Here is a 19,849-nt window from a genome sequence, read left to right on the forward strand (position 1 = left end):
CTACAAAGTTCACGTAGTCAGGTCCCAAAACAAATCACGTCGTAAAACGGCCCCTGATGGCGCTTTGCCTTTGGGGTCAATGTACAGTGATTGCCGCGTGGCACAGCATCATTACCAAAGTTGTTCCAACTGCACTTCCTGGGCTATTTGCTAACGCGCAAGCGGTGAACTTGCTTGAAATAGCAGTGCAAAGATTGCGTGTGAAGCAGAGCCAATAAATGGCGCCAGAAATATGACCGCGAACCTTTCACCGCCCCCGGGCGTCCGAGCTAGGGTATTTATTGCCCATTGCTCGCCGTGAGGTCCTCGCTTGAAAGCCGCCATCATCAAAAAGTACCGCCTGATTATCAAAACCATGGGCTATGTGGGTTGGGCCTTGTTCTGGCTGTTGTTGTGGGATGTGGCCGTCACGGTCGATTTCATGTTGTTCCTGACCACCAAGATCAACTTGCCGCTGATGCCGCTGACCCTGCTGGGGTCGGCGCTGGTGGTGTTGATCAGCTTTCGTAACAGCAGCGCCTATAACCGCTGGTGGGAAGCACGCACGTTGTGGGGCGCAATGGTGAATAACTCGCGTAGTTTTGCACGTCAGGTACTGACGTTGCTGGATGACTCCAGCGGCGAGGTAAACCCGGTCAAGGCCACCCTGTTGCGCCGCCATGTGGCCTATGTGAATTGCCTGGCGGCGCACCTCAAGGGCCGCCCGTGCCCGGATGAAGTACGTGCGTTTATCCCCGCCGAAGAGTTTGCGCGCAATGGCGCCACCAACAACTTTGCCAATGACATCCTCACCGGTTCAGCGACGTTGTTGGCCCGCGAATACAAGGCCGGGCACCTGGACAGTATTCGCCTGGCGCGGCTGGAGTCGACCCTGGTGGACCTGTCCAACGCCCAAGGCGGCATGGAGCGAATCGCCAATACGCCGCTGCCCTACCCTTACGTATATTTCCCGCGGCTGTTTATCTCGCTGTTCTGCCTGATCGTGCCGGTGGGCCTGGTTGAATCCCTGGGCTGGTTCACCCCGCTGGCCTCGACCGTGGTGGGCTTTATGCTGCTGGCGATCGAACGCATCGGCACTGACTTGCAAAGCCCGTTTCATTCCAGCGAACACCAGATCCAGATGGAAACCATCTGCGAAACCATCGAGAAGAACCTGCAGTCGATGCAGCGGGATGCGCTGGCTTAAGCTCAAGGTGCTTTTTAATTCAAGAACCTATCATTTTTACCAGTGCCCCTGACGCGCGGTTTTGACTAGCCTGTAGCGCATCTATCCAAGGAGGCACACAGCATGCAGGTTCGCGAAGGTTATGCCGATTTCCGTGGCTACCGGACATGGTTCCGGGTCACCGGCGATTTGAGTTCCGGGCGCTTGCCCTTGATCGTCGCGCACGGCGGCCCCGGCTGCACCCATGACTACGTCGACAGTTTCAAGGACCTGGCCGAAACGGGGCGCGCGGTGGTGCACTACGACCAATTGGGCAATGGCCGCTCCACTCACCTGCGCGACGCACCCGCTGACTTCTGGAACGTGGCGTTGTTCCTGGCGGAACTGGACAACCTGATCGAGCATTTGGACATCAGCGACTACGCGCTGCTGGGCCAGTCCTGGGGCGGCATGCTTGGGGCTGAACACGCGGTACGCCAACCCGCCGGCTTAAAGGCATTGATCATCGCCAATTCGCCCGCCTCCATGGACCTGTGGTGCGCCGCCGCGAATGAGCTGCGCCAGGCATTGCCCACCGAAGTGCAGGCCACCCTGCTGCGCCATGAGGCGGCAGGCACCACTGACAGCGCCGAGTACCGCGCAGCCTCGGATGTGTATTACGCCCGCCACGTCTGCCGCGTCCAGCCGGAGCCCGATGAAGTGCTGCGCACCAATGCCGCCATCGAAGACGACCCGACCGTTTATCACACCATGAACGGCCCCACTGAATTCCACGTGATCGGCAGCCTGCGCCACTGGAGCATCATCGAGCGACTGCCACGCATCCAGGTGCCGACGTTGTTGATCTCCGGGCGCTTTGATGAAGCCACACCCGCCACGGTACAGCCGTTTGCCGATGGCATCCGCGACGTGCGCTGGCAGATTTTTGAGCAGTCGAGCCATATGCCGCATGTCGAGGAACGTGAGGCGTGCATGGCGTGTGTGGGGGCGTTTCTGGCGCACGTGGAGCAATAGCCAGATTGAGCTTTGTGGCTGACGCTCTACACTAAAGCCAATGTGGAATGGGGCTGGTGTGGGAGCTGGCTTGCCTGCGATGACATCAACTGGGTGTACCTGATGTACCGAGGTGTCTGCATCGCAGGCAAGCCAGCTCCCACAGTTGGTTTTTGTCGCTGGGGACATCTGTGTTCGCATCGGCGCCCTGCGAGCCAGGGTTTTGCTGTTGTACCCACATTTGTAAAAGACTATTACGCAGCACAATGTACTAACTGGTTACTTATATTGCTAAAATCGCGTCTTTGCCCTCTCACCTTCGAGTCTGTCGACATGAAAAGAGCATCGCGCGCCGCTGGCGCCTCTAGATTTCTCCTGCTGGGCCTGGGCGTGGTTATCGCCCTGCTCGGCGTAGCGCTGGCTGTGGGCGGCGCCAAGCTGGTCAGCCTGGGCGGTTCCTGGTACTTCCTGGTCGGTGGCGTGGCCATGGCCGTTTCCGGCATGTTGATCGCGCGGCGCAAGCCGGCGGGCGCCTGGCTGTTCGCCGCGTTCCTGGTTGGCACCGCCGTGTGGGCGATTGCGGACGTGGGCCTGGTGTACTGGCCGCTGTTCTCGCGGCTGTTCATGTTTGCCGTGATCGGCCTGGTGGTGGCGCTGGTGTATCCGCTGCTGGCCGGCCGACCGGCGCGTGGCGCCTATGGCGTTGCCGCCGTGCTGGCCGTCGGCGTGGCGTTGGCGGCGGGCAATATGTTCGTTGCACACCCAAGCGTTGCGCCCACCGGCAAAGGCCCTGGCGTCACGCCAGTGGCCGCCGCCGATGCGCAGAAAGACTGGGCGCATTACGGCAACACCGAAGGCGGCAGCCGTTTTGCGGCGCTGGACCAGATCAACCGCGACACAGTCAATAAGCTCAAAGTGGCGTGGACCTACCACACCGGCGACGTGGCGATCAGCGACGGCAACGGTGCCGAAGACCAACTGACGCCCCTGCAGATCGGCAACAAGGTATTCATCTGCACCCCGCACAACAACCTGATCGCCCTGGATGCCGACACCGGCAAAGAGCTGTGGAAGAACGAAGTCAACGCCAAATCGGCGGTCTGGCAGCGTTGCCGTGGCATGGCGTATTTCGATGCCACTGCGCCGATTGCCCAGCCAACCCAGCCAAACAGCTCGCCGATCATTGCTGCCAGCGTACCGGCCGGCGCGCAATGCCAGCGCCGCTTGCTGACCAACACCATTGATGCACGCCTGATCGCAGTGGATGCCGACACCGGCAAGTTCTGCGAAGACTTCGGCACCCACGGCCAGGTGGACCTCAAGGCCGGCCTGGGCAATGTACCGGACAGCTACTACCAACTGTCCTCTGCGCCCTTGATCGCCGGCACCACCGTAGTGGTCGGCGGCCGCGTGGCAGATAACGTGCAAACCGATATGCCCGGCGGTGTGATCCGCGGCTTCGACGTGATCAGCGGCCAGATGCGCTGGGCGTTCGACCCGGGCAACCCCGAAGACAAGCAAGCCCCGGCAGCCGGCAGCACCTACGTGCGCAGCACGCCGAACAGCTGGGCACCGATGTCTTATGACCCGCTGATGAACACGGTCTTCCTGCCGATGGGCAGCTCGTCCACTGACATCTACGGCGTTGAACGTACCCAACTGAACCACAAATACGGCGCTTCGGTGCTGGCGCTGGACGCCTCTACCGGTGCAGAAAAATGGGTGTACCAGACCGTCCACAATGACCTGTGGGACTTCGACCTGCCGATGCAGCCGAGCCTGATCGACTTCACCCCACCGGGCAGCGACAAGGCCGTGCCAGCGGTGGTGATCGGCACCAAGGCCGGGCAGATCTATGTGCTCGACCGCGCCACCGGCAAGCCGCTGACCGACGTGAAGGAAGTACCGGTCAAGGCCGCCAACATCCCCAACGAGCCTTACTCGCTGACCCAGCCTAAATCGGTGGGCATGCCGCAGATCGGCGCGCAGACGCTGACCGAATCGGACATGTGGGGCGCCACGCCGTTCGACCAATTGCTGTGCCGTATCGACTTCAAGGGCATGCGCTACGAAGGCCTGTACACCGCGCCGGGCACCGACAAATCGCTGAGCTTCCCGGGTTCTTTGGGCGGCATGAACTGGGGCAGTATTTCCACCGACCCGGTGCACGGCTTTATCTTCGTCAATGACATGCGCCTGGGCCTGTGGATCCAGATGGTGCCGTCGCAGAACAAGGCCCAGGCCGCGTCCGGTGGTGAAGCGCTGAACACCGGCATGGGCGCCGTGCCGCTCAAGGGCACGCCGTATGCGGTGAACAAAAACCGCTTCCTGTCCGTGGCTGGCATCCCGTGCCAGGCACCGCCGTTCGGCACCCTGACGGCCATCGACATGAAGACTCAGCAGATCGCCTGGCAAGTGCCGGTGGGCACTGTTGAGGACACCGGCCCGCTGGGCATCCGCATGCACCTGCCGATCAAGGTCGGCCTGCCGACGCTGGGCGGCACCTTGTCGACCCAGGGCGGGCTGATTTTTATCGCCGGCACCCAGGACTTCTACCTGCGCGCCTTCAACAGCGGCAACGGTGATGAAGTCTGGAAAGCCCGCCTGCCAGTGGGCAGCCAGGGCGGCCCGATGACCTATGTGTCGCCAAAAACCGGCAAGCAGTACATCGTCATCACCGCCGGCGGTGCTCGCCAGTCCACTGACCGTGGCGACTACGTAATCGCCTACGCCCTGCCGTAACGCCCCTCTGTTCGCGCGGTGCTCTCCTGCACCGCGCGCGCCTTTCTATACATGCCGTTTGGAAGACCCCGCATGACCCTCACTTCTCCTATGCCCTTCGGCCGCCTGGCGCTGGGCCTGGCTTTGGCTGCCGCCCTGCCCGTTCAAGCCGACGACACTACCCTGACCGGCGACTGGGGCGGCCTGCGCCGTGAACTCGACGAGCAAGGCATCCGCTTCACCGGCGACTACAGCGGCGAGACCGCCTACAACGCCGACGGCGGTCAACACCGCTCGGCGCGCTACTCGCAAAACATCAAGCTCGGTGTGCAGTTCGACCTCGGCAAGCTCTACGGCTTCACCAACGGCGACCGCATTCAGCTGACCATCAACGACCGGCGCGGCAACAGCGCCTCCGAAGACCTGGTAGGCAACCGCCTGCCGATCCAGGAAAACTATGGCGGCCTCTACACCCGCCTTACCGAGCTGAGCTACGAGCGCACGCTGTTCACGCCCGCGCTGAACATCAAGCTCGGTTACATGGCGATGGGCAACGACCTCGGCGGCCTCGACAGCGGCATCCTGTGCAACTTCATGAACGCCGGTTTCTGCGGGCACCCGCTGAACATGTCCGGCGGCAGCGGCTGGACCAACTACCCGAATGCACGCCTGGGTGCGCGGGTGAAATACGATTTTTCGCCAAACTGGCAGCTGCGTGTGGCGGCATTCAATGTCGACCCCGACAGCAACGGCAACTCCAGCCGCGCCTGGCGCCTGGACCCCAAACACACCACCGGCACCGTAGTGCCGATCGAGCTGGTGTACAAACACGCGGGCACGCTGCCGGGTGAGTACAAGCTGGGTTATTACTACGACAGCTCCGATGTGAAGCGCATTGGCAGCAACAAAGACGTGAACGGTCGCGGCGGTCACTACCTGCTGATCGACCAGGCCGTCTGGGCCTCCAGCACATCCGCAGGCCGTGTGCTGCACGCTTTCGGCCAATACTCGGCCGCCAGCGAAGCCGCCTCGCCGTTCAGCAAGTGGTATGGCGCGGGCGTGGTGCTGTACAAGCCGTTTGAAGGCCGCCCACGCGACACAATCGCCTTGGGTTATGGCCGTGCGGTGCCCAACCCACGCAGCCGTGACGTGCAGGAGTTGGCGGCGTTCAATGCGGGGACGGACTACCCCAACCTGAACAATGCCGAGCAATTGATCGAACTCAGTTATGGCTACCAGGCCACGCCGTGGCTGACGCTGCGCCCGGATGTGCAATACATCATCGAGCCTGGGGCGTTTTCCGGTGAGAGCATCGATAACGCGCTGGTACTGGGGTTGCAGGTCAAAGCCGTATTCTAAAAGCCTGAACACCGTCGAAAATGTGGGAGCTGGCTTGCCTGCGATAGCGCAGTGTCAGTCAGAACACCTGGCGCTGACACACCGTAATCGCAGGCAAGCCAGCTCCCACAGTTGTTCTACGGTGTACTTGCGCCATGCTGGTACTCGCGCGGCGTACAGCCAAACTCTCGCCGAAACACTGTATGCAGGTACTGCGCCGATTTGAAGCCGCAACCCTGGGCAATGTCGGCGATCGCCAGCGCGTGGTTTTCCAGGCTTTTGGCCGCCGCCGCAAGTTTGAAGCGCAGAATCTCGTCATGCACGCTGCACCCACGCACCTTGCGAAAGTGCGACTCCAGGGATGAACGCGACACCCCCACATACGCCGCCACCTGCGCGGTCTTGATGCCCTGGCAGGCGTATTGGCGAATAAACAGCAACGCCTGCATCACATACGGATTGCCCAAAGGTTGATGCAGGCTGGAGGCCTGCACATTGATTGCATCCGGCGGCACCAAAATCTGCGTGCCCGCGCAGGGTTTGCCGTGCAGCATCTGGTGCAGCAACGCGGCGGCCGTGCGGCCCATGGTTTCGGTACCCTGGATGACCGAGCTGAGCGGCACGCGCGTAAGGGTGCGGGTCAGCGGGTCGTTGTCGATGCCGATCAACGCGACCTGTTCCGGCACGGCGATGCCGGCAGTGAGGCAGGCTTGCAGCAATTGCCGGGCGCGGGCGTCGGTGACGGCGATGATGCCGATGGGCTTGGGCAAGGCTTGCAGCCAGGCGATTTGCTGCTCCACCGCGCTGTCCCACAGCGGCGCACTGGTGCCCAGCCCACGGTAAACCTCAACCTGCAAACCATCGCGTTGCATCAGGCGGCGAAAGGCTTTCTCGCGCTCCTGCGCCCAGCGGTTGGCCTGGGCTTCGGGCAGGCTGAAGCAGGCAAAGCGGGTCAGCCCCGCCTCAATCAAATGTTCGTACGCCAACTTGATCAGTGCATGGTTATCGGTGGCCACATAGGGAATGCCCTTGGGGTAGGCGCGTGCATCCTGATAGGAGCCGCCCACTGCCACCACCGGCAAATGAATATCGGCCAGCGCCTCACCGATCAGCGGGTCATCGAAGTCGGCAATGATGCCGTCGCCCTGCCAGCGCTCGATGCCTCTTAAACGGCACAAAAAGTCTTCCTCCAGGAACAAGTCCCAGGACACACGCGTGCTGCTCAGGTAATTGCCGATGCCGGTAATGATGCCGCGATCGTAGATTTTGCTGCCGTTGAACAACAGGGCAATGCGGTGCACGGGCGGTAGGGTTTTCATTGTTTTTATCCTGGGGCCGGTCGCTACAGACTAGCCCTGGCTGGTCAAAATCGCACTACGTCTTGGTGATTTTCATAATCGGCAGTCCCGATGCCGTTGCTAGTATCGGGGCACCACCAAGAACAATAAGGAAAACACCATGCCGTACTTCCCAGGTGTCGAGAAGGTTCGCTTCGAAGGCCCCAGCAGCGACGCCCCTCTCGCCTTTCGCCATTACAATGCCAACAAACTGATCCTCGGCAAGCCCATGCGTGAACACCTGCGCATGGCCGCCTGCTACTGGCACACCTTCGTGTGGCCGGGGGCGGACATGTTCGGCATGGGCACCTTCAAGCGCCCGTGGCAGCGCAGCGGCGAGCCGATGGACGTGGCCATCGGCAAGGCTGAAGCGGCGTTCGAGTTTTTCTCCAAGCTGGGCATTGATTACTACAGCTTTCACGACACCGATGTGGCACCCGAAGGCAGCTCGCTCAAGGAATACCGCAACCACTTCGCGCAGATGGTCGACCACCTGGAGCGCCACCAGGAACAGACCGGCATCCAGTTGCTGTGGGGCACCGCCAACTGTTTCAGCAACCCGCGTTTTGCCGCTGGCGCCGCCAGCAACCCGGACCCGGAGGTATTCGCCTACGCGGCCGCTCAAGTGTTCAGCGCGATGAACGCCACCCAACGCCTCAAAGGTGCCAACTACGTGCTGTGGGGCGGTCGCGAAGGCTATGAAACCCTGCTCAACACCGACCTCAAGCGCGAGCGCGAACAACTCGGGCGTTTTATGCGCATGGTGGTGGAGCACAAGTACAAGATCGGCTTTAAGGGTGACCTGCTGATCGAACCCAAGCCCCAGGAGCCGACCAAACACCAGTACGATTACGACAGCGCCACGGTGTTCGGCTTCCTGCATGAGTTCGGCCTGGAACACGAGATAAAAGTGAATATCGAGGCCAACCACGCCACCCTGGCCGGGCACAGTTTTCACCATGAAATTGCCACCGCCGTGTCCCTGGGGATTTTCGGCAGCATCGACGCCAACCGCGGCGACCCGCAGAACGGCTGGGACACCGACCAATTCCCCAACAGTGTCGAGGAGATGACCCTGGCCACCTATGAAATCCTCAAGGCCGGGGGCTTCAAGAACGGCGGCTACAATTTTGATTCCAAGGTGCGCCGCCAAAGCCTGGATGAGGTTGACCTGTTCCACGGGCATGTCGCCGCCATGGATGTGCTGGCCCTGTCTCTGGAGCGTGCGGCGGCCATGGTGCAAAACGACCGATTGCAGCAGTTCAAGGACCAGCGTTATGCCGGCTGGCAGCAGCCCTTGGGCCAGGCGGTGCTGGCCGGTGAGTTCAGCCTGGCATCGTTGGCCGAGCACGCGTTTGCCCATGAGCTGAACCCGCAGGCTGTGAGCGGCCGTCAGGAGATGCTCGAAGGCGTGGTCAACCGGTTTATCTACACCTGACCGCCTGCTGATTTTGTGGCGAGCGGGCTTGCCCCGCGTTGGGGCGCGAAGCGGCCCCTGTTACTGGCAACTCGGTTTTAACAGATACACCGCATCGCCTGGTTTCAGGGCCGCTTCGCAGCCCAACGCGGGGCAAGCCCGCTCGCCACACAAGCCCGCTCGCCACAGGTACGGTACATTCATCAAATCAGTGTCTTTCCAACAACAATAAAAGGACGCACCACCATGAAAGCATTCAAACGTACCCTGCTCGCCACTGCCCTGGCTCTGCTCGCCCTGCCGGTGATGGCCGACTCGGCCCACCCGAAAATCGGCTTTTCCATCGACGACCTGCGCCTGGAGCGCTGGTCCCGCGACCGCGATTACTTTGTCGCCGCGGCCGAAAAGCTCGACGCCAAGGTGTTTGTGCAGTCGGCCGATGCCAACGAGCAGAAGCAAATCTCGCAGATCGAAAACCTCATCTCTCGCGGCGTTGACGTGATCGTCATCGTGCCGTTCAACGCCACCGTGCTGACCAACGCCGTCGCCGAAGCCAAGAAGGCCGGGATCAAGGTGGTGTCCTATGACCGCCTGATCCTCAACGCCGACATTGACGCCTACATTTCCTTCGATAACGAAAAAGTCGGCGAGATGCAGGCCAACGGCGTGCTGCAAGCGGCGCCCAAGGGCAACTACTTTTTGCTCGGCGGCGCGCCCACCGACAACAACGCCAAAGTGCTGCGCGAAGGCCAGATGAAGGTGCTGCAACCGGCCATCGACAAGGGCGATATCAAGATTGTCGGCCAGCAATGGGTCAAGGAATGGAACCCCACCGAGGCCCTGAGCATCGTCGAAAACGCCCTGACCCGAAACGACAACAAGATCGATGCCATTGTGGCCTCCAACGATGCTACCGCCGGCGGCGCGATCCAGGCCCTGGCTGCGCAGAAGCTGGCGGGCAAGGTGCCGATTTCCGGCCAGGACGCCGACCTCGCCGCCGTCAAGCGCGTGATCGACGGCACCCAGACCATGACCGTGTACAAGCCTCTCAAGCTGATCGCCACCGAAGCCGCGAAGCTCTCGGTACAGCTTGCGCGTAATGAAAAACCTACCTATAGCTCGCAATACGATAATGGCAGCAAAAAAGTCGACACCATCCTGCTCACGCCAACCCCGCTGACCAAGGCCAATATCGACCTGTTGGAGAAGGATGGTTTCTATACCAAAGAGCAGATTGCCGGGCAGTGACCGCCATGGCCGACTACTTGCTGCAAATGGACGGCATCGTCAAAACGTTTGGCGGTGTCAACGCTCTGAACGGCATCGATATCAAGGTACGGCCGGGGGAATGCGTCGGCCTGTGCGGTGAAAACGGTGCCGGCAAATCCACCTTGATGAAGGTGCTGTCGGCGGTCTATCCGTATGGCACCTGGGAAGGGGAAATACTCTGGGACGGGCAGCCACTCAAGGCCCATTCCATCAGCGAAACCGAGGCCGCCGGCATCGTTATCATTCACCAGGAACTGACCCTGGTGCCGGACTTGTCGGTGGCCGAAAACATCTTCATGGGCCACGAATTGACCCTGCCCGGCGGGCGCATGAACTACCCGGCCATGCTGCAGCGCGCCGAAGCGCTGATGCGCGAACTCAAGGTGCCGGACATTAATGTGGCGCTGCCGGTGTCGCAATACGGCGGCGGTTACCAGCAACTGGTGGAAATCGCCAAGGCGCTGAACAAACAGGCGCGCCTGTTGATCCTCGACGAGCCCTCCTCGGCACTGACCCGTTCGGAAATCGAGGTGCTGCTCGACATTATCCGAGGCCTCAAGGCCAAGGGCGTGGCCTGCGTGTACATCTCTCACAAGCTCGATGAAGTGGCGGCCGTGTGCGACACCATCGCAGTGATTCGCGATGGCAAGCACATCGCGACCACGGCCATGGCCGACATGGATATCGCGCAGATCATCACGCAGATGGTCGGCCGCGAGATGAGCAACCTTTACCCCACCGAGCCCCATGCAGTCGGTGAGGTGATTTTCGAGGCGCGCAACGTCACCTGCTATGACGTCGACAACCCCAAGCGCAAACGCGTGGACGATGTTTCTTTCGTGCTCAAGCGCGGGGAAATCCTCGGCATTGCCGGGCTGGTCGGTGCCGGGCGCACGGAACTGGTGTCGGCCTTGTTCGGCGCCTACCCCGGCCGCTACAGCGCCGAAGTGTGGCTGGACGGCCAACTGATCGACACGCGCACGCCGCTCAAATCGATCCGCGCCGGGCTGTGCATGGTGCCCGAAGACCGCAAGCGCCAAGGCATCATTCCTGACTTCGGCGTGGGCCAGAACATCACCCTGGCGGTGCTCGACCGCTACGCGCATATGACCCGCATCGACGCCGAGGCCGAGCTTGGCAGCATCGACCAGCAAATCGCGCGCCTGCACCTCAAGACCGCCAGCCCGTTTTTGCCGATCACCAGCCTGTCCGGTGGCAACCAGCAAAAGGCCGTGCTGGCGAAAATGCTCATGGCCAAGCCCCGCGTGCTGATCCTCGACGAGCCCACACGCGGCGTGGATGTGGGCGCCAAGTATGAGATCTACAAACTGATGGGCGCGCTGGCCGCCGAGGGCGTATCGATCATCATGGTCTCCTCGGAACTGGCCGAAGTGCTGGGGGTTTCCAACCGCGTGCTAGTGATTGGCGACGGCCAGTTGCGTGGAGACTTCATCAACCAGGGGCTCACCCAGGAACAGGTGCTCGCCGCTGCGCTCAGCCAACACAATAAGAATGGGAAAACCGCGTAGATGAACCAGGTCAAACACCTTTTTACCCGCTACAAAATGCTCGCCCTGGTGATCGCAGTGGCGATCATCTGGGTGTTTTTCAGTTGGCAGACCGAAGGCGGCTTTCTCACGCCGCGCAACCTGTCCAACCTGCTGCGGCAGATGTCGATCACCGGGATCCTGGCGTGCGGCATGGTGCTGGTGATCATCAGCGGCGAGATCGATTTGTCGGTGGGTTCACTGCTGGGGTTATTGGGCGGGCTGGCGGCGATTCTGGACGTGGTCTACCACATTCCGCTGCTCGCCAACCTGAGCCTGGTGGCGCTGTGCGGTTTGATGATCGGCCTGGCCAACGGCTACATGACCGCCTACCTGCGCATCCCCTCGTTCATTGTCGGCCTGGGCGGCATGTTGGCGTTTCGCGGGATTTTGCTCGGCATTACCGGCGGTACCACCATTGCGCCGGTGTCGCCGTCGCTGGTGTATGTGGGCCAGGGGTATTTGCCGCATGCCGTCGGTGTGGGGCTGGGCGTGTTGCTGTTTGCCTTGACCCTGTTCCTGACCTGGAAGCAACGGCGCAACCGCGCACTGCATGGCCTGGCGGCGCATTCGTTGGTGCGTGACCTGTTACGCGTGGCTGTGATCGGCGCAGTGCTGGCCGGGTTCGTCACCACCCTCAACAGTTACGACGGCATCCCCGTGCCGGTGTTGCTGTTGCTGGTGCTGCTCGGCGTGTTCAGCTACGTCACCAGCCAGACCGTGTTCGGCCGTCGCGTTTACGCGGTGGGCAGCAATATGGAAGCCACACGCCTGTCGGGCATCAACGTGCAGGCGGTAAAACTGTGGATCTTCGGCATCATGGGCGTGATGTGCGCCCTCGCCGGCCTCGTCAACACCGCGCGCCTGGCTGCGGGTTCGCCGTCGGCGGGCAATATGGGCGAACTGGATGCGATTGCCGCGTGTTTTATCGGCGGCACCTCCATGCGCGGCGGCTCGGGCACGGTGTATGGCGCGTTGCTCGGCGCGCTGGTGATTACCAGCCTGGATAACGGCATGTCGATGCTGGACGTGGACAGCTACTGGCAGATGATTGTGAAGGGCAGCATTCTGGTGCTGGCGGTGTGGGTGGATGTGAGTACGCGGACGGGGCGCCGCTGAGGGGCTCGCAAGTACGGGCAAGCGCCAATGTGGGAGCTGGCTTGCCTGCGATGGCGGTGTAAAAGTGCCAGCCAGTTAGCTGACACTCCGCTATCGCAAGCAAGCCAGTGACCTTTATGGATCGACGGCTTACTTGAGTGACGTGAACACAGGCACCGACGCCGCCGCAGTGTGCGTGGCTACTGCGCTGTTAGCGTTCAAGCAATGCTGCTCCCGTCAAAAAGGCTATACGTATACTCGGGAACCTTCGAGGGCTTGGACAGGTAGACAAATAACTTATTGTCCGCCTCTTGGACAGCCAGGACTTGCATAGGCTCACCTGGTGCTACGGCGACATGGTCAGGCAAAAAGCTGGTGGATAAGTTCTTTTTGGGTAGCGACTCATCAAACACATACACAACCTGTTGAGTGGCGTTACCGCGTTCCTCTGCTTCCTCCGTGGCCCAACTTTCCCATTCAGTGGCATTACGGACGGTCGCCGAAGCAGACTGTACACCCGAGTCTTTAAACACCTGACCTACGCCATTCTTGATCTTTTCAGCGCCCTCTGGCGTGACGAAAGCAGAACGATAGGCTTTGCCTTCGAAACTGTTTAACTCATCGAATTCTTCAAGGAACATATCCAGCTCAACGGTGCGTTCACCCGTTCGCAACGATTCATTGATAGCATTGCTATCCTTATCTATATATTCCCCCACCTCGTCATAATCTTCTGCGTTACTTTCGCTAATGAGCTTCGTCAGTGTGTCTGCAAAGGTTTGGCGTTGTGCTTGGGTAACGGGTGCTGCTGCGTTGCTTTGCTCAGTAATAACAGCGTCCAGCGCTTCACTTGCCTGGGCATATTCCAATGGAATGAACGCTGACTCGACGCCACCACCCACAACGCTCCTGAGTTGCCAAACGCCCGCCTCATCGGGCTTCGCGATAATGCCACTGCTCACCCACTTCGATGGATCAACCGGGTCTGGATTACGCAACAAATAATGCACGCCATCCCCACCATCAGGCGTGTCAGCGACAAAGTACTTTTGCCCTCTAAACTCAATTTCGCGCATCTGCGCAAAGGTTGCAGGTGCGTCAGTAGTTGGGTTTACTGTCGGCGGTGATTCAACAACTACTTCAGCGGTATTTTGCGAAGCGCTGGGGGTTCGCATCAGTTCCAAGTCGCTTTCCGAAGAGTCCGGACTCCATGTGTAATTTTTGCCGGGCGCTGAGACCTCAGAGACGTTGGCTACCCCACGCAGTCCCTCACTCAGCGCAACCTCGTGCGCCAGTTGTAAGCTTGAAATCACCGCTGCGGCAGTGCCGCCAAGGCGATCGGATGACGTCTTGCCATAGATGGAGTCATGGATACCAAAGACGATATTGCCCGCGTTACCGACACCAGGCAGATAACCGAAGGTATTGCCCCAAAGGTCTTTTGCGGCCTTCCAGTTTTGCTGCGAGGAACCAAACACTTGAGTTTGGTCGGACCACACCGCGTTTTTAGCATTCACCTCCTGGTAGTGAGCGGCAATACCGGTATCCAGGTTGCCGTATTTCAACCGATATCCGCTGTCGCGCGACTCGGTGTAATTAAATGTCTCCCACACGGGCACAGCCTCATCTTTAACGAGGCTTCGATAGCCAGGGTAGGTGGCATGGTTGCCTGCAATTAAATTATCCAGCACATCGCCCGCCTTGGGCCAATGCGCATCTTGGGTGCCTTGCCTGTCGCCGGCATTGAAACTGCGCAGCAAATGATTACGGTTTTTTTTAGCCCAACCGGCAAAGTCCCGATCGTCCCATATTTCGGTGACCCCGCCATTCTTCAAATCGATCATCACACCCTTATGGGGTCTGCTTTCCACATTGCCTTTAAACTCTAAGAATGGAACAAAGGCATACCCTGCCAATGGGTAGCCATAAATATTCGGCACAATGACCTGCCCGTTCCTGCGTAACGTGCGCCCCACGGCCGTTTGAGCGGCTTCGCTTAACTGCTCGAAACCTTCCTTGTCATTGGCCAGGCTTTGCAAGGTGCCCCGTACGGCATAGGCGTCAGCTTTGCCTGAACGCTGCGCCAATGCTCCCGTCGTGTCGCGCATGGGCTGGGATATCTCAAGCTCCCAATGACGCTGAAGTTTGTTGCCCATCGACTCCAGATCCGCGACCTTGCTTCTGTCCTGGGGCTCAATATGCATAGATTGGACGTTGACCGTGCCGCCTCGCTCGACTTTATCGTGCGCAAGCGCACCGGCGGCAATTTCCCACGCAAAGTAGGTACGTATATTTTGATTGGTCACATGGGAGGCCCCGTTAAGCTCCCTTACTGACGAGGTGAACGTTACGTTGATTTTTTCATGAGGGTCATAGCCTGCGGCCAGCAACCCACCACTGAAGTAGCCCGCCGGTTCGAGAAATTGGCGAGCCTGCTGGAATTTGACGTTGCGTTCGCCATCGCTGCCATTTTCTATATTGTTGATCGCCGCAACGACACGATCAGCATAGGCATCGATTCGCCGCATACGCTCAGGTAGCTTATAGGCCGCAGTGGGCGCAGTGGGCGCAGTAACGTGGGTTGCACCATAAATGAGCGACTTGTTAAAAATATCTTGTGACAGGGGAGCAGCGGTCGTTTCTGGCTTAAAACTGAGAGAGATACCAATGCCGCCTGCTGTGAAACCAACTGTTTGAACATTACCAGAGCCCTGCGTACCGGCCTCTGGTTCAAGAGCAACCGTTATCGCAGATTGTATAAGTGGAAACATATTTAAACTCATATCAGGATACTCCTTTCAGAATATTTACCCCCCCAAAACATTGAGCATGAACGTGAATTAAACAACTATCACTCTCTGTTCAAATCATATGAAGTTGGGAGCCAGTCCCGGGTGTACTTTTGCCCCTTTGGCATTATTTCCACACCAGCAATCAGATGAGTCGTACCGAAGAATGAACGAGTTCCTTCGATAGAAGTCACGTTTGTTACCTGCTGTTTTTGCACCGCACAGCGTGGAAGTTGAACAGGACAGGCTATCGGTGCACTTGACTGTTGAACGCTCGGTGGGTGGCCTGTCGTCATGCTTTGTAAAGGGCCAGCAAGACGTGTCGGTTCCTTGATCAGACAGGTACTAAACGATGAAAAAATTGTCCCCGACCCACCTGACAATTCCGCCAAAGACCGCGCCGCCTTCAACCGCGCCATCGACCATTACCTACCCACCCCCGGCGTTCACAGTGTTATCGAAGACCTGAGCTTCGAAGATGCCCTGCTCGACAGCGCTTCGGCCACCACGCTCAATTGCAGTGAAATGCTCGCCAGCCCCGAACGGGCGAAGATTCTGGCGGTGTGGCATTTGCTCGAGCTGGCGAGGACTACGGTGGATCGCTCCATTGAGTGCCTGAAGCCCGCCAAGGCTATGGCTTAAATGCGGTAAAAAAATGTGGGAGCTGGCTTGCCAGCGATGGCGGTGTATCAGCCAGAACATCTGGTGCTGATATCGCTATCGCAGGCAAGCCAGCTCCCACATGTGAACTGCGGTGTATTTAAGTTACTTGGACACCGGCATCGCAAACTCAGCGCCCTGCTCAATGCTCTCCGACCAGCGCTGCATGATCGACTTCTGCTTGGTGTAAAAACGCACACCTTCCGTGCCGTAGGCATGCATGTCGCCAAACAGACTCTTCTTCCAGCCACCAAAGCCGTGCCAGGCCATCGGCACCGGAATCGGCACGTTGATGCCGACCATGCCCACTTCGATGCGCCGGGCGAATTCGCGGGCGATGTTGCCGTCGCGGGTGAAGCAGCTGACGCCGTTGCCGAACTCGTGGTCGTTGACCAGCTTGATCGCCTCGGCAAAGTCATTCACGCGCACGCAGGCCAGCACCGGGCCGAAGATTTCTTCGCGGTAGATGCTCATGTCTTGGGTAACGTGGTCGAACAAGGTCGCACCGAGCCAGAAGCCGTTTTCCAAGCCTGCCTCGGTTGGCACGTAATCACGCCCGTCGAGCAGCAATTGCGCGCCGGCTTGCACGCCTTGTTCGATGTAGCCGCTGATGCGTTCCAATGCGGCGCGGGACACGATCGGGCCCATTTCAGCCTTCAAATCGCGGCCGTCGGTGATGCGCAATTGCTTGGCACGCTCGGTCAAGCAAGCGATGACTTTGTCACCCACATCGCCTACCAACACGGCGACGGAAATCGCCATGCAGCGCTCGCCGGCACTGCCGTAGGCGGCGCCCATCAGCGCATCCACGGTTTTTTCGATGTCGGCGTCGGGCATCACCACCATGTGGTTTTTCGCGCCGCCCAGGCCTTGTACGCGCTTGCCGTTGCGCGCGCCGGTTTCGTAGATGTATTGCGCAATCGGCGTGGAGCCGACAAAGCTCATGGCCTTGACGTCCGGGTGTTCGAGCAGTGCATCCACCGATTCCTTGTCGCCCTGCACCACGTTGAACACGCCTTTGGGCAGGCCGGCTTCACGCAGCAGTTCGGCCATGAACAGCGAGGCGCTCGGGTCGGTCGGGCTTGGCTTGAGGATAAAGGTGTTGCCGGCCGCAATGGCGATCGGGTACATCCACATCGGCACCATCACCGGGAAGTTGAACGGCGTGACGCCGGCAACCACGCCCAGCGGCTGGCGCATCGTCCAGTTGTCCATACCACGGGAAACCTGGTCGGAATGCTCGCCCTTGAGCAGGTTGGGAATGCCGCAGGCGAATTCCAGAATATCGATGCCACGGTCAACTTCACCCTGGGCATCGGTAAAGACTTTGCCGTGCTCGGCGACGATGATGCGCGCCAGGTCGTCCTTGCGTTCACGCAGCAGGTGCAGGTACTCGAACAAAACGCGAGCGCGGCGGATCGGCGGCGTGTCGGCCCAACTGGCAAACGCGGCCTGGGCAGCGGCGACGGCTTCACCGACGGTCTGGCGGCTGGCCAGCGCCACGCGGCCGGTGATTTCGCCGGTGGCTGGGTTGTAGACGTCCTGATAGCGATCATCGCGGCTCACGCGTTGGTCGTTGATGTAGTGCTCGATCGTACTGGTCATGGCAGGTGATCCCAGGTGGGTAGCGTTGAGGCACACGATAGGCTTTCAGTTTGTTCCAAACCAGAGCAGAATCCTGAACTTATTGTCCTTGTGAGCGAACAATAGAACCATGGAAAAATCCGAGATCGAAGGGCTGTGGACCCATATTCACTGGTTGTCGGTGCTCGAAGAGCAAGGCACCTACACCGCCGCCGCAGCGCGTCTGGGGGTGAGCAAGTCGGCCGTCAGCCAGCGCATCTCGGACCTGGAAAAGGCCACCGGCACCCGCCTGGTCACCCGCACCACGCGCAGTGTGCGGCTTACCGATGCGGGGCTGTCGTTGACCCGCGAAGTGCGCAGCGCCTACGAACATATCGCCCGCAGTTTCTCGTCGGTGCGCGACTCGGCCGGAGAGATTCGCGGGCTGGTGCGCCTCACCGCGCCGGTGGCGTTTGCCCGGCAGCAGTTGGTGCCGCATCTGTCGGAATTCCTGCAGCAATACCCGCAAGTGCGTATTCAACTGGACGTGTCGGATGCCCTGAGTTCACTGACAGCCGAAGGTTACGACCTGGCGGTGCGCCACGGTTTCCAGGTGCCAGAAACCCACGTGGCCTGGAAGTTGTGCGACACCGGCTCGGTGCTGGTCGCCACCCAGGACTACCTGCAGCGCCACGGCGAACCCCGCGAGCCCAACGACCTCAGTGCCCACAACTGCCTCTACTACCCACGCGGCGCCGACCAGCCGGCCTGGACATTCGAGCGCGGCGGCAAAAAAGTCGAACGCGTCACCGTGCCCATCGCCGGCAGTTTTTCCACCAACAACAGCGAAGCCCTGCGCGACTCGGCGCTCAACCACCTGGGCATCGCCCTGCTCCCGGACTTCAGCGCACAGGCGGCGCTGGCCAGCGGCACGTTGGTGCAAGTGCTCAAGGGCTGGACACTCAAGGGCGCGTTTGCCGATGAGATTTACTTGATCCGCCCGTATTCGCCCCATGTGCCGAAGTCGGTGAGTGCGTTGGTGGGGTACCTGAAGGAGAAACTGTCGAGTGGGTTTCGGTTTGTGGGATGAGGCGAGGTTGTGCGAATAAATCAGCGCCATTAAGCGTGGCGCTTATAGCCAACAGGTATTGATAACTGTGAATTATACCAGGCGTATTGTTTATGCCTGGCACTTACTATTTGTAGCGCACACCTAACCCGGTTTAATACCTTGGAGGCACCATGAGCATTGCAGATTTCGACTCAGCAGTGGAAGCGGTCACACGGTTATCAAAACGACCAGCCGACGATGAACTTCTTGAACTGTATGGGTTACACAAACAATCCACACAGGGTGACAATAACTCTGCAAGGCCTGGCTTCACTGATTTTGCAGGAAAAGCTAAATGGGAAGCTTGGAACAAACTAAAAGGTACGTCACAACGTGAGGCCCAAAATAGGTATATCGAATTAGCGAATAGCCTGATCAACCGAGAGAGCACCTCATAAGGGTCGGCCACCACACTCAATGGCAGTGAAATGCTCGCCAGCCCCGAACGGGCGAAGATTCTGGCGGTGTGGCATTTGCTGGAGCTTGCCCGCACCACGGTGGATCGCTCTATCGAGTGCCTGAAACCTGCAAAAGCAATGGCTTAAACACGGTCAAAAATGTGGGAGCTGGCTTGCCTGCGATAGCGGTGTATCAGACAGAAAATTAGGTGCAGATATACCGCTATCGCAGGCAAGCCAGCTCCCACATTGGATCGTGTGGCTGCTGCTCCGTGTGGCTGATCAGTCAGTGGCCTTTCGACATGGTTTGTAAAGGGCCAGCAAGGCGCGTCGCTTTTAATTGCAGGACGTTTCCTAGACAATCCCTGCCGCCTTGTGCCTGTTGGAATCGATGGCTAGTCTGCGATCCGTCACTGCTCATCAGTGATCGGGTTTAGCAGCCT

14 protein-coding genes are annotated in these 19,849 nt (G+C 59.6%); 11 read left to right on the forward strand and 3 right to left on the reverse strand.

Translation table 11 applies throughout. The features are described 5' to 3' along the window. Positions 1-310: 310 nt before the first annotated feature. The 4 genes from HU759_RS17725 (at position 311) to HU759_RS17740 (ending at position 6,238) form a co-directional block, all read left to right on the forward strand. Positions 311-1,186, forward strand: coding sequence for a bestrophin family ion channel (locus tag HU759_RS17725; RefSeq protein WP_138450602.1), 876 nt, complete (start codon positions 311-313; stop codon positions 1,184-1,186). A gap of 102 nt (positions 1,187-1,288) precedes the next feature. Continuing rightward, positions 1,289-2,179: a proline iminopeptidase-family hydrolase gene (locus HU759_RS17730; RefSeq protein ID WP_170040163.1), complete on the forward strand. Its 891-nt coding sequence runs from the start codon at positions 1,289-1,291 to the stop codon at positions 2,177-2,179. A gap of 312 nt (positions 2,180-2,491) precedes the next feature. Then, positions 2,492-4,900, forward strand: coding sequence for a glucose/quinate/shikimate family membrane-bound PQQ-dependent dehydrogenase (locus tag HU759_RS17735; RefSeq protein WP_138450606.1), 2,409 nt, complete (start codon positions 2,492-2,494; stop codon positions 4,898-4,900). Positions 4,901-4,972: 72 nt separating this feature from the next. Continuing rightward, positions 4,973-6,238: a carbohydrate porin gene (locus HU759_RS17740; protein WP_169988323.1), complete on the forward strand. Its 1,266-nt coding sequence runs from the start codon at positions 4,973-4,975 to the stop codon at positions 6,236-6,238. Between the two features lie 116 nt (positions 6,239-6,354). Here HU759_RS17740 and HU759_RS17745 read toward each other — a convergent pair whose 3' ends face one another. Next, on the reverse strand, positions 6,355-7,536 hold the full coding sequence (locus tag HU759_RS17745) for a XylR family transcriptional regulator (RefSeq protein WP_186617597.1): 1,182 nt from the start codon (positions 7,534-7,536) through the stop codon (positions 6,355-6,357). A gap of 139 nt (positions 7,537-7,675) precedes the next feature. Between HU759_RS17745 and xylA the strand changes: the two genes are divergently transcribed. From xylA to HU759_RS17765, 4 genes are all read left to right on the forward strand, one after another. Continuing rightward, the gene (gene xylA / locus HU759_RS17750) at positions 7,676-8,992 is read left to right on the forward strand and encodes a xylose isomerase (RefSeq protein ID WP_186617599.1); all 1,317 of its coding nucleotides are present in this window, start codon (positions 7,676-7,678) and stop codon (positions 8,990-8,992) included. A gap of 225 nt (positions 8,993-9,217) precedes the next feature. Beyond that, positions 9,218-10,219 carry a D-xylose ABC transporter substrate-binding protein gene (gene xylF / locus HU759_RS17755; protein WP_017136530.1) on the forward strand — a complete coding sequence of 334 codons (1,002 nt, stop codon included), beginning with the start codon at positions 9,218-9,220 and terminating at the stop codon, positions 10,217-10,219. A 5-nt stretch (positions 10,220-10,224) separates the two neighbouring features. Beyond that, positions 10,225-11,769: a D-xylose ABC transporter ATP-binding protein gene (gene xylG, locus HU759_RS17760; RefSeq protein WP_186617601.1), complete on the forward strand. Its 1,545-nt coding sequence runs from the start codon at positions 10,225-10,227 to the stop codon at positions 11,767-11,769. After that, positions 11,770-12,906: a sugar ABC transporter permease gene (locus HU759_RS17765; RefSeq protein WP_017136532.1), complete on the forward strand. Its 1,137-nt coding sequence runs from the start codon at positions 11,770-11,772 to the stop codon at positions 12,904-12,906. 197 nt (positions 12,907-13,103) lie between these two features. On the opposite strand, the gene HU759_RS17770 is transcribed toward HU759_RS17765, so the two are convergent. Beyond that, positions 13,104-15,668 carry a hypothetical protein gene (locus HU759_RS17770; protein ID WP_186617603.1) on the reverse strand — a complete coding sequence of 855 codons (2,565 nt, stop codon included), beginning with the start codon at positions 15,666-15,668 and terminating at the stop codon, positions 13,104-13,106. Between the two features lie 336 nt (positions 15,669-16,004). Between HU759_RS17770 and HU759_RS17775 the strand changes: the two genes are divergently transcribed. Next, positions 16,005-16,316 (forward strand): hypothetical protein, encoded by a 312-nt coding sequence (locus HU759_RS17775; RefSeq protein WP_186354781.1) that lies wholly within the window; start codon positions 16,005-16,007, stop codon positions 16,314-16,316. Between the two features lie 123 nt (positions 16,317-16,439). On the opposite strand, the gene HU759_RS17780 is transcribed toward HU759_RS17775, so the two are convergent. Further along, on the reverse strand, positions 16,440-17,939 hold the full coding sequence (locus tag HU759_RS17780) for a CoA-acylating methylmalonate-semialdehyde dehydrogenase (protein ID WP_169988316.1): 1,500 nt from the start codon (positions 17,937-17,939) through the stop codon (positions 16,440-16,442). 109 nt (positions 17,940-18,048) lie between these two features. Between HU759_RS17780 and HU759_RS17785 the strand changes: the two genes are divergently transcribed. Both HU759_RS17785 and HU759_RS17790 read left to right on the forward strand, forming a co-directional pair. After that, the gene (locus HU759_RS17785) at positions 18,049-18,987 is read left to right on the forward strand and encodes a LysR family transcriptional regulator (protein ID WP_170040176.1); all 939 of its coding nucleotides are present in this window, start codon (positions 18,049-18,051) and stop codon (positions 18,985-18,987) included. 152 nt (positions 18,988-19,139) lie between these two features. Continuing rightward, positions 19,140-19,406, forward strand: coding sequence for an acyl-CoA-binding protein (locus tag HU759_RS17790; RefSeq protein ID WP_170040178.1), 267 nt, complete (start codon positions 19,140-19,142; stop codon positions 19,404-19,406). Positions 19,407-19,849: the final 443 nt, after the last annotated feature.

Origin of the sequence: Pseudomonas sp. OE 28.3 (assembly GCF_014268205.2) — a bacterium.
Taxonomy (GTDB): Bacteria; Pseudomonadota; Gammaproteobacteria; order Pseudomonadales; family Pseudomonadaceae; genus Aquipseudomonas; species Aquipseudomonas edaphica.